Origin of the sequence: Streptomyces sp. NPDC058459 (assembly GCF_042721685.1) — a bacterium.
Taxonomy (GTDB): Bacteria; Actinomycetota; Actinomycetes; order Streptomycetales; family Streptomycetaceae; genus Streptomyces.
The window spans coordinates 1-15,544 of the sequence record NZ_JBHXLV010000158.1; the positions used below are offsets into that span (position 1 = coordinate 1).

Below are 15,544 nucleotides of genomic sequence, written 5' to 3' on the forward strand. Positions count from 1 at the left end.
TTTCTGCTGCCGGCCCCGGCGGTCAGCTGTCCTCGTGGGCGACGGCGCGGCGCGCGTCCGCGTCCAGGACGCCCCAGCTGATCAGCTGTTCGGTGAGGACCGAGGGGGACTGGTCGTAGATGACGGCGAGGGTGCGCAGGTCGTCCTGGCGGATCGACAGCACCTTGCCGTTGTAGTCACCGCGCTGGGACTGGATCGTCGCCGCATACCGCTGGAGGGGGCCCGCCTTCTCGGCCGGCACCGTGGCCAGCCGCTCCAGGTCCAGGACCAGCTTCGGCGGCGGCTCGGCGGCTCCGCCAGGCGTGGTGCCCGGCAGCAGCTCCTGCACCGGAACGCCGTAGAAATCGGCCAGCTCGGCCAGGCGCTGCACGGTCACGGCACGGTCGCCGCGCTCATAGGAACCGACCACCACGGCCTTCCAGCGCCCCTGGGACTTCTCCTCGACACCGTGGAGGGAAAGGCCCTGCTGGGTGCGGATGGCCCGGAGCTTGGCCCCGAGCTGTTTGGCGTATTCGCTGGACATATAGCTCCCCGGACACTGTGTAGACGCGGTCGGCAGGTGATCCCACCGCGCGGCTGGTAACTCACTGTGAGGTTACGCAGCGTGATTCTCCTGCGTCAAGCCGAATGGTCCACACCGACTCTTCCGTGGTAGTGGCCGCCGGTTGCGCCAAGCGGGTGAATGAGCACCCCCGGCGACCTGCTAGGATAGTTGGCGCAAATCCGACGTCCTTTAAAGTCCGTCCCGTGAGGCGGAGAAGGGGGTCCGTTTCGTATGGACACGCACGCCAGCACGCACGCCGATCCGCTCAACCCCGATGCCCGGCCGGTACTCGAAGGCCCGGACATCGCCCGCGTACTCACCCGCATCGCCCACGAGATCGTCGAACGCGCCAAGGGCGCCGACGACGTGGTGCTCCTCGGCATCCCCACGCGAGGCGTCTTCCTCGCCCAGCGGCTCGCCGTCAAACTGGAGCAGGTCACCGACCGGAAGATCCCGGTCGGCTCGCTCGACATCACCATGTACCGCGACGACCTGCGCATGCACCCCCCGCGCGCCCTCGCCCGCACCGAGATCCCCGGTGCGGGTGTCGACGGCCGCCTGGTGGTGCTCGTCGACGACGTGCTCTTCTCCGGCCGCACCATCCGCGCCGCCCTCGACGCCCTGAACGACATCGGGCGCCCCCGCGCGGTCCAGCTCGCCGTCCTGGTCGACCGCGGACACCGGGAACTGCCGATCCGCGCCGACTACGTCGGCAAGAACCTCCCCACGTCGCTGCGGGAGACGGTCAAGGTCCAGCTCTCCGAGGAGGACGGCCGGGACACCGTGCTGCTCGGCGCCAAGGCCGCCGACCGGTAGCGCTCCGGGTGCCCGGCCGCTTCGGCGTGCCCCGGCGCACCCCGGTCCGCCCGAAACCTCCCGTATTAACTGCCTTACGGAGCCTGACAGATGCAGCGTCATCTCATCTCGGCCGCCGACCTCACCCGCGACGACGCCGTCCTGATCCTCGACACCGCCGAGGAGATGGCCCGGGTCGCCGACCGGCCGATCAAGAAACTGCCGACCCTGCGCGGCCGCACGGTCTGCAACCTCTTCTTCGAGGACTCGACCCGCACCCGGATCTCGTTCGAGGCCGCCGAGAAGCGCCTCTCCGCCGATGTCATCAACTTCGCGGCCAAGGGCTCCAGCGTCTCCAAGGGCGAGTCCCTGAAGGACACCGCCCAGACGCTGGAGGCGATGGGCGTGGACGCCGTGGTCATCCGGCACAGCGCCTCCGGCGCCCCCTACCGCCTCGCCAACTCCGGCTGGATCGACGCCCCCGTCATCAACGCCGGCGACGGCACCCACCAGCACCCCACCCAGGCCCTGCTGGACGCCTTCACCATGCGCCGCCGCCTGATCGGCCCCGACGCCGGACTCGGCCACGACCTCGACGGCAAGCGCGTCACCCTGGTCGGCGACGTCCTGCACAGCCGGGTCGCCCGCTCCAACGTGGACCTGCTGCACACCCTCGGCGCCGAGGTCACCCTGGTCGCCCCGCCCACCCTGCTGCCGGTCGGTGTGGAGACCTGGCCCTGCGAGGTGTCCTACGCCCTCGACTCGACGCTGCCCAAGTCCGACGCCGTGATGATGCTGCGCGTCCAGCGCGAGCGGATGAACGCCGCGTTCTTCCCCACCGAGCGCGAGTACTCCCGCCGCTACGGCCTCGACGGCGACCGGATGGCCAGGCTGCCGGAGCACGCCATCGTCATGCATCCCGGCCCGATGGTCCGGGGCATGGAGATCACCGCCGAGGTCGCCGACTCCGACCGCTGCACGGTCGTGGAGCAGGTCGCCAACGGGGTCTCCATCCGCATGGCCGTCCTCTATCTGCTGCTCGGCGGCAACGAGCCCGCCGGCACCGCGGGTACCGCCCACCTTCGTACCGAGGAGAAGTAAGACCCATGAGCAAGATCCTGATCCGGGGTGCGAAGGTGCTCGGGGGCGAGCCGCAGGACGTGCTGATCGACGGCGAGCTGATCGCGGCGGTCGGCACCGGGCTGAGCGCCGAGGGCGCCGGCCGTGCCGGAGGCGCGCAGGACGTGACCGTCATCGAGGCGGACGGCAAGGTGCTGCTGCCGGGCCTGGTCGACCTGCACACCCATCTGCGCGAGCCGGGCCGCGAGGACTCCGAGACCGTGCTGACCGGCACCCGCGCCGCCGCCTCCGGCGGGTTCACCGCCGTCTTCGCCATGGCCAACACCTTCCCCGTCGCCGACACCGCCGGCGTGGTCGAGCAGGTCTGGCGGCTCGGCAAGGAGTCCGGCTACTGCGACGTACGGCCCGTCGGCGCCGTCACCGTCGGCCTGGAGGGCAAGAAGCTCGCCGAGCTGGGGGCCATGCACGACTCGGCCGCCGAGGTCAGCGTCTTCTCCGACGACGGCAAGTGCGTGGACGACGCGGTCATCATGCGCCGCGCGCTGGAGTACGTGAAGGCGTTCGGCGGGGTCGTCGCCCAGCACGCCCAGGAGCCCCGGCTCACCGAGGGCGCCCAGATGAACGAGGGCGTCGTCTCCGCCGAACTGGGCCTGGGCGGCTGGCCGGCCGTCGCCGAGGAGTCGATCATCGCGCGGGACGTACTGCTCGCCGAGCACGTCGGCTCCCGCCTGCACATCTGCCACCTCTCCACGGCCGGCTCGGTGGAGATCATCCGCTGGGCCAAGTCGCGCGGCATCGACGTCACCGCCGAGGTGTGCCCGCACCACCTGCTCCTGACCGAGGAGATGGTGCGCACCTACAACCCCGCCTACAAGGTCAACCCCCCACTGCGCACCGAGCGCGACGTACGCGCCCTGCGCGAGGCGCTGGCCGACGGCACGATCGACATCGTCGCCACTGACCACGCCCCGCACCCGCACGAGGACAAGGACTGCGAGTGGGCCGCGGCCGCCATGGGCATGGTCGGCCTGGAGACCGCGCTGTCCGTGGTGCAGGAGACCATGGTGGAGACCGGCCTGCTGGACTGGGCGGCGGTCGCCGACCGGATGTCCTTCACCCCGGCCCGCATCGGCGACGCCACCGGCCACGGCCGCCCCGTCGCCGCGGGCGAGCCCGCCAACCTCACCCTCGTGGACACGGCCTACCGTGGACAGGTGGACCCCGCGCGCTTCGCCTCGCGCAGCCGCAACACCCCCTACGAGGGCCGTGAGCTGCCGGGCCGTGTCACCCACACCTGGCTGCGGGGCAAGGCCACGCTCATGGACGGGAAGCTCACGTGACACCTGCAACTCAGCTCGCCGTATCGCTCGCCCCGGCCCTGGCGGACGAGAAGAAGTCGGCCGCGGTGACCGACTGGGCCGCCCGCCTGGGCTGGCTCGTCGGACTGGCCCTCTTCGTCGCCCTCGTCTACTGGCTGATGCGCGAGGGCTGGAAGTGGCGCGGCACCCTCCAGAGCGACCTGCCCGAGCTGCCCGAGGTGCCGGACGACCCCGGCCCCGAGAAACTGACCATGAACGGCCGCTACCACGGTTCCACCACCGCCGGGCAGTGGCTGGACCGGATCGTCGCCCACGGCCTGGGCTCGCGCAGCCGGGCCGAGCTGACCCTCACCGACGCGGGCCTGGTGGTCGAACGCCCCGGCGCCACCGACTTCCTTATCCCTGCCGACGCGCTGCGCGGCGCCCGGCTCGACAAGGGCATCGCGGGCAAGGTCCTCACCGAGGGCGGACTGCTCGTGGTGACCTGGGCACACGGCGGGAAGCTGATCGACTCCGGCTTCCGCTCCGACCGCGCCGCCGAACACACCACCTGGGTCGAGACCCTGAACCAGCTGACCAACCACACGGAAGGCGCACGATGACGACCTCCACCAGGGGAGCCGCCAGGACTCCCGCCGTACTCGTCCTGGAGGACGGCCGCACCTTCCGCGGCCGCGCCTACGGGGCCGTGGGGGAGACCTTCGGCGAGGCCGTGTTCTCCACCGGCATGACCGGCTACCAGGAGACCCTGACCGACCCCTCCTACGACCGCCAGATCGTCGTCGCCACCGCCCCGCAGATCGGCAACACCGGCTGGAACGACGAGGACGACGAGTCGGGCCGCATCTGGGTCTCCGGCTACGTCGTGCGCGACCCCGCGCGCGTGCCGTCCAACTGGCGCTCCCGGCGCTCCCTGGACGACGAGCTGACCGCCCAGGGCGTCGTCGGCATCAGCGGCATCGACACCCGCGCCCTCACCCGGCACCTGCGCGAGCGCGGCTCCATGCGCGCCGGCATCTTCTCCGGCGAGACGCTGGCACCCGACGCCGAACTGGTGACGCGGGTCCAGGCCCAGCCGCACATGAAGGGCGCGAGCCTCTACGAGGAGGTCGCCACCAAGGAGGCGTACGTCGTCCCCGCGGTCGGCGAGAAGAAGTTCACCGTCGCCGCCATCGACCTCGGCATCAAGGGCATGACCCCGCAGCGGATGGCCGAGCGCGGCATAGAGGTCCACGTGCTCCCGGCGACCGCCACGGCCGAGGACGTCTACGCCGTGCGGCCCGACGGCGTGTTCTTCTCCAACGGCCCCGGCGACCCGGCCACGGCCGACGGCCCGGTGGCCCTGATGACGGCCGTGCTGGAGCGGAGGACCCCGCTGTTCGGCATCTGCTTCGGCAACCAGATCCTCGGCCGCGCCCTCGGCTTCGGCACCTACAAGCTGAAGTACGGCCACCGGGGCATCAACCAGCCGGTCCAGGACCGCACCACCGGCAAGGTCGAGGTCACCGCGCACAACCACGGCTTCGCCGTCGACGCCCCGCTGGACCAGGTCAGCGACACGAAGTTCGGCCGCGCCGAGGTCTCCCACGTCTGCCTGAACGACGACGTGGTGGAGGGACTCCAGCTGCTCGACCAGCCGGCCTTCTCCGTCCAGTACCACCCCGAGGCGGCGGCCGGTCCGCACGACGCCGCCTACCTGTTCGACCGCTTCACGTCTTTGATGAGCACCGTCCGGGAGGGCCAGCGTGCCTAAGCGCTCCGACATCCAGTCCGTCCTGGTCATCGGCTCGGGCCCGATCGTCATCGGTCAGGCCGCCGAGTTCGACTACTCCGGCACCCAGGCGTGCCGCGTGCTCAAGGCCGAGGGCCTGCGCGTGATCCTCGTCAACTCCAACCCGGCGACGATCATGACCGACCCGGAGATCGCCGACGCCACCTACGTCGAGCCGATCACCCCCGAGTTCGTCGAGAAGATCATCGCCAAGGAGCGCCCCGACGCCCTCCTGCCCACCCTCGGCGGCCAGACCGCCCTGAACACCGCCATCTCCCTGCACGACAGCGGTGTGCTGGAGAAGTACGGCGTCGAACTGATCGGCGCCAGGCCCGAGGCGATCCACAAGGGCGAGGACCGCGACCTCTTCAAGGGCGTCGTGGAGGAAGTCCGCAAGAAGACCGGCCACGGCGAGTCCGCCCGCTCGGTCATCTGCCACACGATGGACGACGTCCTCCAGGGCGTCGACACGCTCGGCGGCTACCCCGTCGTCGTCCGGCCCTCCTTCACCATGGGCGGCGCCGGCTCCGGTTTCGCCCACGACGAGGAGGAGCTGCGCCGCATCGCCGGCCAGGGCCTCACGCTCTCCCCGACCACCGAGGTGCTCCTGGAGGAGTCCATCCTCGGCTGGAAGGAGTACGAGCTGGAGCTGATGCGCGACCGGCACGACAACGTCGTGGTCGTCTGCTCCATCGAGAACTTCGACCCCATGGGCGTGCACACCGGCGACTCGATCACCGTCGCGCCGTCCATGACGCTGACCGACCGCGAGTACCAGCTGCTGCGCGACGTCGGCATCGCCATCATCCGCGAGGTCGGCGTGGACACCGGCGGCTGCAACATCCAGTTCGCGGTGAACCCCGAGGACGGCCGGGTCATCGTCATCGAGATGAACCCGCGGGTCTCCCGGTCCTCCGCGCTCGCCTCCAAGGCCACCGGCTTCCCGATCGCCAAGATCGCCGCCAAGCTGGCCGTCGGCTACACGCTGGACGAGATCCCCAACGACATCACCCAGGAGACCCCGGCCTCCTTCGAGCCCACGCTCGACTACGTCGTCGTCAAGGCGCCCCGGTTCGCCTTCGAGAAGTTCCCGCAGGCCGACTCCACGCTGACCACCACCATGAAGTCGGTCGGCGAGGCCATGGCCATCGGCCGCAACTTCACCGAGGCGTTCCAGAAGGCGCTGCGCTCGCTGGAGAAGAAGGGCAGCCAGTTCACCTTCGTGGGCGACCCCGGTGACAAGGCCGCCCTCCTCGAAGAGGCGGTACGCCCCACCGACGGGCGGGTCAACACCGTCATGCGGGCCATCCGCGCGGGCGCCACGCCGGAGGAGATCTTCGCGTACACGAAGATCGACCCGTGGTTCGTCGACCAGCTCTTCCTGATCAAGGAGACCGCCGACGAGCTGGCCGAGGCGACCGAGCTGACCGCCGAACTGCTCGCCGAGGCCAAGCGGCACGGCTTCTCCGACCTCCAGATCGCTGAGATCCGGGGCCTGCGCGAGGACGTCGTCCGCGAGGTCCGGCACGTGCTGGGCATCCGCCCGGTCTACAAGACGGTCGACACCTGCGCCGCCGAGTTCGCCGCGCGGACGCCGTACTTCTACTCCTCCTACGACGAGGAGAGCGAGGTCGCGCCGCGCGAGAAGCCCGCCGTGATCATCCTGGGGTCCGGCCCCAACCGCATCGGCCAGGGCATCGAGTTCGACTACTCCTGCGTCCACGCCTCCTTCGCGCTCTCCGACGCCGGGTACGAGACCGTGATGGTCAACTGCAACCCGGAGACCGTCTCCACCGACTACGACACCTCCGACCGGCTCTACTTCGAGCCGCTCACCCTGGAGGACGTGCTGGAGATCGTCCACGCGGAGTCCCTGGCCGGCCCGATCGCCGGTGTCGTCGTGCAGCTCGGCGGGCAGACCCCGCTGGGCCTCGCGCAGGCGCTGAAGGACAACGGCGTGCCGGTCGTCGGCACCCCGCCCGAGGCCATCCACGCCGCCGAGGACCGGGGCGCCTTCGGGCGCGTCCTCGCCGAGGCCGGCCTGCCCGCGCCCAAGCACGGCACCGCCACCACCTTCACCGAGGCCAAGGCCATCGCGGACGAGATCGGCTACCCGGTCCTGGTCCGCCCCTCCTACGTCCTCGGCGGGCGCGGCATGGAGATCGTCTACGAGGAGGAGCGGCTCTCCGCCTACATCGCGGAGTCCACCGAGATCAGCCCGTCCCGGCCGGTCCTCGTGGACCGCTTCCTGGACGACGCCATCGAGATCGACGTCGACGCCCTCTACGACGGCGAGGAGCTGTACCTCGGCGGTGTCATGGAGCACATCGAGGAGGCCGGCATCCACTCCGGCGACTCGGCGTGCGCCCTGCCCCCGATCACCCTCGGCGGCTTCGACATCAAGCGGCTGCGCGCCTCCACCGAGGCCATCGCCGAGGGCGTCGGCGTGCGCGGACTGATCAACATCCAGTTCGCCATGTCGGGCGACATCCTCTACGTCCTGGAGGCCAACCCGCGCGCCTCCCGCACGGTCCCCTTCACCTCCAAGGCGACCGCCGTCCCGCTCGCCAAGGCCGCCGCCCGCATCTCGCTGGGGTCGACCATCGCCGAGCTGCGCGCCGAGGGCCTGCTGCCCGCCACCGGCGACGGCGGCGAACTGCCGCTGGACGCGCCGATCTCCGTCAAGGAGGCCGTGATGCCCTGGTCCCGCTTCCGGGACATCCAGGGCCGGGGCGTGGACACCGTGCTCGGCCCGGAGATGCGCTCCACCGGCGAGGTCATGGGCATCGACTCCGTCTTCGGCACGGCGTACGCCAAGTCGCAGGCCGGTGCGTACGGCCCGCTGCCCACCAAGGGCCGCGCGTTCATCTCGGTCGCCAACCGCGACAAGCGCTCGATGATCTTCCCGGCCCGTGAGCTGGTCGCCCACGGCTTCGAGCTGCTGGCCACCTCCGGCACCGCCGAGGTCCTCAGGCGCAACGGCATCAACGCCACCGTCGTGCGCAAGCAGTCCGAGGGCGCCGGCCCGAACGGGGAGCGGACCATCGTCCAGCTCATCCACGACGGCGAGGTCGACCTCATCGTCAACACGCCCTACGGCACCGGCGGCCGCCTCGACGGCTACGACATCCGTACGGCGGCAGTGGCCCGCTCGGTTCCCTGCCTGACCACCGTGCAGGCGCTCGCCGCCGCCGTCCAGGGCATCGACGCCCTAGGCCGCGGCGACGTGGGCGTCCGGTCGCTTCAGGAACACGCGGCACACCTGAACGCCGCCCGCGACTAGCCACCGAGGAGGGGGACACCGGAAACGGTGTCCCCCTCTTCATGAGGACACCGCCATGTACAAGTTCTTCTTCGACCTCGTCTTCAGGCGGATGGACCCGGAACAGGCCCACCACCTCGCCTTCCGCTGGATTCGCCTGCTCGCCCGCGTCCCGGTCCTGCGCACGTTCGCCGCCGCCGCGCTCGCCCCCCGCCACGAGAACCTGCGCACCGAGGCCCTCGGGCTGCGCATGCACGGCCCCTTCGGGCTCGCTGCCGGCTTCGACAAGAACGCCGTCGGCATCGACGGGCTCTCGATGCTCGGCTTCGACCACGTCGAGATCGGCACCGTCACCGGCGAGGCCCAGCCGGGCAACCCCAGGCAGCGGCTGTTCCGGCTGGTCGCCGACCGCGCCCTGATCAACCGCATGGGCTTCAACAACGAGGGCTCCCTCGCCGTCGCCGCCCGGCTCGCCTCGCGACGCCCGGTGTTCCGTACCGTCGTCGGCGTCAACATCGGCAAGACCAAGGCCGTCCCGGAGGCGGACGCCGTCGCCGACTACGTGAAGTCCGCCGAGCGGCTCGCCCCGCACGCCGACTACCTCGTGGTGAACGTCTCCTCCCCGAACACCCCCGGCCTGCGGAGCCTCCAGGCCACCGAGGCGCTGCGCCCGCTGCTCGGCGCCGTGCGCGAGGCCGCCGACCGCGCCACGGGCGAGCGCCGTGTGCCGCTCCTGGTGAAGATCGCCCCCGACCTCGCGGACGAGGACGTCGACGCGGTCGCCGACCTCGCGGTGGAACTCGGTCTGGACGGCATCATCGCCACCAACACCACCATCGCCCGCGAGGGCCTCGGTCTGCGCTCCGCGCCCGCGCTGGTGAAGGAGGCCGGCGGTCTGTCCGGCGCCCCGCTGAAGGCACGCTCCCTGGAGGTGCTGCGCCGCCTGTACGCGCGCGTGGGCGACCGCCTCACCCTGGTGGGCGTCGGCGGCGTGGAGAGCGCCGAGGACGCCTGGCAGCGCATCCTGGCCGGCGCCACCCTGGTCCAGGGCTACAGCGCCTTCGTCTACGAGGGCCCCTTCTGGACCCGCGCCGTGCACAAGGGCCTCGCCGCCCGGCTGGCCGCCAGCCCCTACGCCACCCTCGCCGAAGCGGTCGGCGCCGACGTCAGGAACCCCGCATGACCGAGCCCTTCGGTACCCGGCTGCGCCGCGCCATGGACGAGCGCGGCCCGCTGTGCGTCGGCATCGACCCGCACGCCTCGCTGCTCGCCGACTGGGGCCTGAACGACGACGTGGGCGGCCTGGAGCGGTTCAGCCGCACGGTCGTGGAGGCCATCGCCGACCGGGTCGCCGTCATCAAGCCGCAGAGCGCGTTCTTCGAGCGGTTCGGCTCGCGCGGTGTCGCCGTCCTGGAGCGCACGGTGGCGGAGGCCCGCGCGGCGGGCGCCCTGGTCGTGATGGACGCCAAGCGCGGCGACATCGGCTCCACCATGGCCGGGTACGCGGAGGCGTTCCTGCGCCAGGACGCCCCGCTGTTCTCGGACGCGCTCACCGTCTCGCCGTACCTCGGCTACGGCTCGCTCGCCCCGGCGTTCGAGCTGGCCCGTGAGAACGGTGCCGGGCTGTTCGTGCTGGCGCTGACCTCCAACCCGGAGGGCCCCGAGGTGCAGCACGCGGTCCGCGCGGACGGCCGTACGGTCGCCGCCACCGTGCTGGCCCACCTCGCCGCCGAGAACGCGGGCGCCGAGCCCCTCGGCTCCTTCGGCGCGGTCGTCGGCGCCACGGTGGGCGACCTGTCGTCCTACGACCTCGCCATCGACGGCCCGCTGCTCGCCCCCGGTGTCGGCGCGCAGGGCGCGACCCCGGCCGACCTTCCGGCGGTCTTCGGGAGCGCCGTGGGCAATGTGGTGCCGAACGTCGGCCGGGGCGTGCTGCGCCACGGCCCCGGGACCGAGGCGCTGCGGGCGGCCACCGCGGCCTTCGCGGGCGAGATCAGGGCCGCCGTGGCGGCCGCCTGAGCACGGCGGACGGCCTCGACCGGGGGTCCGAGTGGCGCATACATCCCCGAATCATGGGCAGTATGCCGGAAAAGTCCCGCCTCGCAGAGGCTGACCAGGACTTTTCCGCTGTTCTCGCTGACTCCGGCGAACTTGCCCGCTAGTCTCCGAGCAGTGAGAGCGGGCGAGCGTGTTGCTCGTCGCTCCCCAGGTGTGGGGCGACTAGGTTCCTCACCGGTCCGTATCCGACAGTTCGACATCCGAGGTGACGTAGGCGTGGCTCTTCCGCCCCTTACCCCTGAACAGCGCGCAGCCGCGCTCGAGAAGGCCGCCGCGGCTCGCCGGGAGCGGGCCGAGGTCAAGAATCGACTCAAGCACTCCGGCGCCTCGCTGCACGAGGTCATCAAGCAGGGCCAGGAGAACGAGGTCATCGGCAAGATGAAGGTCTCGGCCCTGCTGGAGTCCCTGCCGGGCGTGGGCAAGGTCCGCGCCAAGCAGATCATGGAGCGTCTGGGCATCTCCGAGAGCCGCCGGGTCCGCGGCCTCGGTTCCAATCAGATCGCTTCCCTGGAGCGTGAGTTCGGCAGCACCGGCTCCTGAGTCCGGCGCTGCGCGGACCGGAGTCCCGGACACTCCGGGATTGCTGGAATAATCGCCGCATGGCTGGAACATTCCGGGGGACGCCCCCCGTACCCCCGGACGCACGTCCGCGGCTGACCGTGCTCTCCGGCCCCTCCGGGGTCGGCAAGAGCACGGTCGTCGCCCATATGCGCAAGGCGCACCCCGACGTCTGGCTGTCGGTGTCCGCGACCACCCGCAGGCCGCGCCCCGGCGAGGAGCACGGAGTCCACTACTTCTTCGTCAGTGACGAGGAGATGGACAAGCTGATCGCCAACGGCGAGCTGCTGGAGTGGGCCGAGTTCGCCGGCAACCGCTACGGCACGCCGCGTGCGGCCGTGCTGGAGCGGCTGGAGAAGGGTGAGCCGGTACTGCTGGAGATCGACCTCCAGGGCGCCCGGCAGGTCCGCGAGTCGAAGCCCGACGCCCAGCTGGTGTTCCTGGCCCCGCCCTCCTGGGAGGAACTGGTGCGCAGACTCACCGGTCGCGGCACCGAACCGCCCGAGGTCGTCGAACGCCGGCTCCAGGCGGCCAGGACGGAACTGGCGGCCGAGCCCGAGTTCGACGTGACCCTGGTCAACACCTCCGTCGAGGACGTGGCCGGGGAGCTGCTAGCCTTGACTGACGTTGTGTGATCGTGACCGCCGTCCGTCCATCGGTACGAGCCGGTCACGTCGTCTCCTGAGGCGCACACCGACTGAATCTTTCCCATCCATCGGAAGGCAGAGCGTGTCCTCTTCCATCACCGCGCCCGAGGGCATCATCAACCCTCCGATCGACGAGCTCCTCGAGGCCACCGACTCGAAGTACAGCCTCGTGATCTACGCGGCCAAGCGTGCCCGTCAGATCAACGCGTACTACTCGCAGCTCGGTGAGGGCCTCCTCGAGTACGTCGGTCCGCTCGTCGACACCCATGTCCACGAGAAGCCGCTGTCGATCTCCTTGCGGGAGATCAACGCCGGTCTGCTGACCTCCGAGGCCATCGAGGGCCCGGCGCAGTAGTTCCCCCTGGTTGCGGTCGTACTTTCGGATCGCGGCCGACTTATCCACAGGCCCGGCAGTCATCCTGCTGGGCCTGTGGTGTGTCATGGGTGTCATAGATTCTCGAAAGTCCGGGGAGAGACGGTGGAGACGGTGGACAAGCCGAAGGTCGTGCTGGGCGTCAGCGGTGGCATCGCCGCGTACAAGTCCTGTGAGCTGCTCAGGCGGTTCACCGAGTCGGGGCATGACGTGCGGGTGGTGCCGACCGCCTCCGCGCTGCACTTCGTCGGCGCCGCCACCTGGTCCGCGCTGTCCGGCAACCCGGTCTCCACCGAGGTCTGGGACGGCGTGCACGAGGTCCCGCACGTCCGCATCGGCCAGCACGCCGACCTCGTGATCGTCGCGCCCGCCACCGCCGATCTGCTCGCCAGGGCGGCGCACGGCCTCGCCGACGACCTCCTCACCAACACCCTGCTCACCGCGTGCTGTCCGGTGGTCTTCGCCCCGGCGATGCACACCGAGATGTGGGAGCACCCGGCCACCCGGGAGAACGTGGCCACCCTGCGCCGCCGGGGTGCGGTCGTCATCGAACCCGCTGTGGGCCGCCTCACCGGCGTCGACACCGGCAAGGGGCGGCTGCCCGACCCGGCCGAGATCTTCGAGGTGTGCCGCCGGGTGCTGGCGCGGGGTGCGGTTGAGCCCGACCTCGCGGGCCGCCATGTGGTGGTCTCGGCGGGCGGTACCCGTGAGCCGCTCGACCCGGTGCGCTTCCTCGGCAACCGCTCCTCCGGCAAGCAGGGCTACGCCCTCGCCCGGACCGCCGCCGCGCGCGGCGCCCGCGTGACATTGGTCTCGGCCAACGTCGAACTGCCGGACCCGGCTGGGGTGGACACCGTGCGCGCCGGCACCGCCGTGCAGCTGCGCGAGGCGGTGCTGAAGGCCGCGGCCGACGCCGACGCCGTGGTCATGGCCGCCGCCGTCGCCGATTTCCGCCCGGCCGCCCGTGCGAGCGGGAAGATCAAGAAGAAGGACGGCCAGGAGCCCGAGCCGGTCGCCCTGGTGCGCAACCCCGATGTGCTCGCCGAGGTCGCCGCCGAGCGCGTCCGTCCTGGCCAGGTCGTCGTCGGCTTCGCCGCCGAGACCGACGACGTGCTCGCCAACGGCCGCGCCAAGCTGGCCCGCAAGGGCTGCGATCTGCTCGTCGTCAACGAGGTGGGTGAGCGCAGGACCTTCGGCTCGGCGGACAACGAGGCGATCGTCCTGGGCGCCGACGGCAGCGAGACGGCCGTCCCGCACGGACCGAAGGAAGCCCTCGCCGACACCGTCTGGGACCTGGTGGCGGCCCGGTTGAGCTGAACCGGCTGGGCCGTACGGGCCGGTCGCTTTCGGCCACTCGGAGTCTTTTTTTCATACCGCGATGGCGCGTGGCGGATCTGGCCAACGCCACGCCCCAGCGGGCAGAATGCCTGTGCCCCAGGTCACAGCGTTCTCGCTGGTCGAGAACGGGTGGCCCTGCGGGCAGGTGCGACCGATAAACTGTTCGCGGACGACGTTGGGCGCAGCTCCCGACGTGGTCCTTCAATGATCAGACAGCAGCCGCTGCAACCCCAGGGAGCGTTGTGTCCCGTCGCCTGTTCACCTCGGAGTCCGTGACCGAAGGTCACCCCGACAAGATCGCTGACCAGATCAGCGACACCATTCTCGACGCGTTGCTGCGTGAGGACCCTTCGTCCCGTGTGGCCGTCGAGACGCTGATCACCACCGGCCTGGTGCATGTGGCCGGCGAGGTCACGACCAAGGCTTATGCGCCCATCGCCCAGCTGGTGCGCGAGAAGATCCTGGAGATCGGCTACGACTCCTCCAAGAAGGGCTTCGACGGCGCCTCCTGCGGTGTCTCGGTGTCCATCGGCGCGCAGTCCCCGGACATCGCGCAGGGTGTCGACACGGCGTACGAGTCCCGTGTCGAGGGTGCCTCCCGCGGGGACGAGGGTGACGAGCTGGACAGGCAGGGCGCGGGCGACCAGGGCCTGATGTTCGGCTACGCGACGGACGAGACGCCGACGCTGATGCCGCTGCCGATCTTCCTGGCGCACCGCCTGTCCAAGCGCCTGTCCGAGGTGCGCAAGAACGGCACCATCCCCTACCTGCGTCCCGACGGCAAGACGCAGGTCACCATCGAGTACGACGGTGACAAGGCCGTGCGTCTCGACACCGTCGTGATCTCCTCCCAGCACGCCTCGGACATCGACCTGGAGTCGCTGCTGGCGCCGGACATCCGGGAGTTCGTGGTCGAGCCCGAGCTGCGGGCCCTGCTGGACGAGGGCATCAAGATCGACACCGAGGGGTACCGGCTGCTGGTCAACCCGACCGGCCGTTTCGAGATCGGTGGTCCGATGGGGGACGCCGGCCTCACCGGCCGTAAGATCATCATCGACACCTACGGCGGCTTCGCCCGTCACGGCGGGGGCGCCTTCTCGGGCAAGGACCCCTCCAAGGTGGACCGCTCGGCCGCGTACGCGATGCGCTGGGTCGCCAAGAACGTCGTCGCGGCGGGCCTGGCGGCGCGCTGTGAGGTCCAGGTCGCGTACGCGATCGGGAAGGCGGAGCCGGTCGGTCTGTTCGTGGAGACCTTCGGGACCGCCAAGATCGAGCCGGAGAAGATCGAGAAGGCCATCGACGAGGTCTTCGACCTCCGTCCGGCCGCGATCATCCGCGACCTCGACCTGCTGCGCCCGATCTACGCCCAGACGGCGGCCTACGGCCACTTCGGCCGGGAGATCCCCGACTTCACCTGGGAGCGCACCGACCGCGTCGACGCCCTCCGCAAGGCCGCCGGAGCGTGACACGCGGACGCGGACGCGGGTGTGGACGCCCTCGCCGCCATTCTTCCCGTCGGACCCCTGTCGCTGCCGAGCAGCCCGGCGGGAGCCGGCCGGGTGAGGGAGCCTGACTCCGCCGGGACGGCCGGCAGTCGATGAAGGAGGACAGCGTGCACGACGTTCGACAGCAGACGGTCAGAGACCATCCGCCCCGTCTCTCCGCTCATCCGCCGGGCGTGTTCGTCGCGGGTGGCCAGACCGGGGCCCCGCCGCTGCGGCTGGCCGGGGCGGATGACGACGAGGATCTGACGGAGGCGCACATCGTCCGCGGCATCGACTGAGCGCACACCCGAGGGG

General features: G+C 70.9%; 15 protein-coding genes. 14 read left to right on the forward strand and 1 reads right to left on the reverse strand.

All coding sequences use genetic code 11. The annotated features are described in order from the left end of the window. Positions 1-22: 22 nt before the first annotated feature. Positions 23-523 carry a transcriptional regulator BldD gene (bldD, locus tag ACFWN1_RS24210; protein ID WP_018549006.1) on the reverse strand — a complete coding sequence of 167 codons (501 nt, stop codon included), beginning with the start codon at positions 521-523 and terminating at the stop codon, positions 23-25. A 252-nt stretch (positions 524-775) separates the two neighbouring features. Here bldD and pyrR point away from each other — a divergent pair, with 252 nt between their 5' ends. From pyrR to ACFWN1_RS24280, 14 genes are all read left to right on the forward strand, one after another. Next, positions 776-1,360, forward strand: a complete 585-nt coding sequence (gene pyrR / locus ACFWN1_RS24215; protein ID WP_384365624.1) for a bifunctional pyr operon transcriptional regulator/uracil phosphoribosyltransferase PyrR — start codon at positions 776-778, stop codon at positions 1,358-1,360. 90 nt (positions 1,361-1,450) lie between these two features. After that, positions 1,451-2,440: an aspartate carbamoyltransferase catalytic subunit gene (locus ACFWN1_RS24220; protein ID WP_384365627.1), complete on the forward strand. Its 990-nt coding sequence runs from the start codon at positions 1,451-1,453 to the stop codon at positions 2,438-2,440. A 5-nt stretch (positions 2,441-2,445) separates the two neighbouring features. Next, positions 2,446-3,759 (forward strand): dihydroorotase, encoded by a 1,314-nt coding sequence (locus ACFWN1_RS24225; protein ID WP_384365630.1) that lies wholly within the window; start codon positions 2,446-2,448, stop codon positions 3,757-3,759. Then, on the forward strand, positions 3,756-4,340 hold the full coding sequence (locus ACFWN1_RS24230; protein WP_384365633.1) for a hypothetical protein: 585 nt from the start codon (positions 3,756-3,758) through the stop codon (positions 4,338-4,340). The genes ACFWN1_RS24225 and ACFWN1_RS24230 overlap by 4 nt, the downstream gene beginning before the upstream one ends. Beyond that, positions 4,337-5,491 carry a glutamine-hydrolyzing carbamoyl-phosphate synthase small subunit gene (gene carA / locus ACFWN1_RS24235; RefSeq protein WP_384365636.1) on the forward strand — a complete coding sequence of 385 codons (1,155 nt, stop codon included), beginning with the start codon at positions 4,337-4,339 and terminating at the stop codon, positions 5,489-5,491. The genes ACFWN1_RS24230 and carA overlap by 4 nt, the downstream gene beginning before the upstream one ends. After that, positions 5,484-8,792, forward strand: coding sequence for a carbamoyl-phosphate synthase large subunit (carB, locus tag ACFWN1_RS24240; RefSeq protein WP_384365640.1), 3,309 nt, complete (start codon positions 5,484-5,486; stop codon positions 8,790-8,792). The genes carA and carB overlap by 8 nt, the downstream gene beginning before the upstream one ends. Before the next feature lie 55 nt (positions 8,793-8,847). Then, entirely contained in the window at positions 8,848-9,954 is a 1,107-nt protein-coding gene (locus ACFWN1_RS24245; RefSeq protein ID WP_384365643.1) for a quinone-dependent dihydroorotate dehydrogenase, read from the forward strand. After that, a complete protein-coding gene (gene pyrF, locus ACFWN1_RS24250; RefSeq protein ID WP_384365646.1) occupies positions 9,951-10,790 on the forward strand; it encodes an orotidine-5'-phosphate decarboxylase in 840 nt (279 codons plus the stop codon). The genes ACFWN1_RS24245 and pyrF overlap by 4 nt, the downstream gene beginning before the upstream one ends. A 255-nt stretch (positions 10,791-11,045) precedes the next feature. Further along, positions 11,046-11,369: an integration host factor gene (locus tag ACFWN1_RS24255; RefSeq protein WP_030810589.1), complete on the forward strand. Its 324-nt coding sequence runs from the start codon at positions 11,046-11,048 to the stop codon at positions 11,367-11,369. 59 nt (positions 11,370-11,428) lie between these two features. Further along, positions 11,429-12,022 (forward strand): guanylate kinase, encoded by a 594-nt coding sequence (gmk, locus tag ACFWN1_RS24260; RefSeq protein WP_384365650.1) that lies wholly within the window; start codon positions 11,429-11,431, stop codon positions 12,020-12,022. Positions 12,023-12,116: 94 nt separating this feature from the next. Then, entirely contained in the window at positions 12,117-12,389 is a 273-nt protein-coding gene (gene rpoZ, locus ACFWN1_RS24265) for a DNA-directed RNA polymerase subunit omega (protein ID WP_039649019.1), read from the forward strand. A gap of 132 nt (positions 12,390-12,521) precedes the next feature. Beyond that, the gene (coaBC, locus tag ACFWN1_RS24270) at positions 12,522-13,724 is read left to right on the forward strand and encodes a bifunctional phosphopantothenoylcysteine decarboxylase/phosphopantothenate--cysteine ligase CoaBC (protein ID WP_384365659.1); all 1,203 of its coding nucleotides are present in this window, start codon (positions 12,522-12,524) and stop codon (positions 13,722-13,724) included. A 263-nt stretch (positions 13,725-13,987) separates the two neighbouring features. Then, complete coding sequence (gene metK, locus ACFWN1_RS24275; RefSeq protein WP_384365653.1) at positions 13,988-15,211, forward strand: methionine adenosyltransferase; 1,224 nt, start codon at positions 13,988-13,990, stop codon at positions 15,209-15,211. A 146-nt stretch (positions 15,212-15,357) separates the two neighbouring features. Then, on the forward strand, positions 15,358-15,528 hold the full coding sequence (locus tag ACFWN1_RS24280; RefSeq protein ID WP_384365656.1) for a hypothetical protein: 171 nt from the start codon (positions 15,358-15,360) through the stop codon (positions 15,526-15,528). The last annotated feature ends 16 nt before the right edge of the window (positions 15,529-15,544 follow it).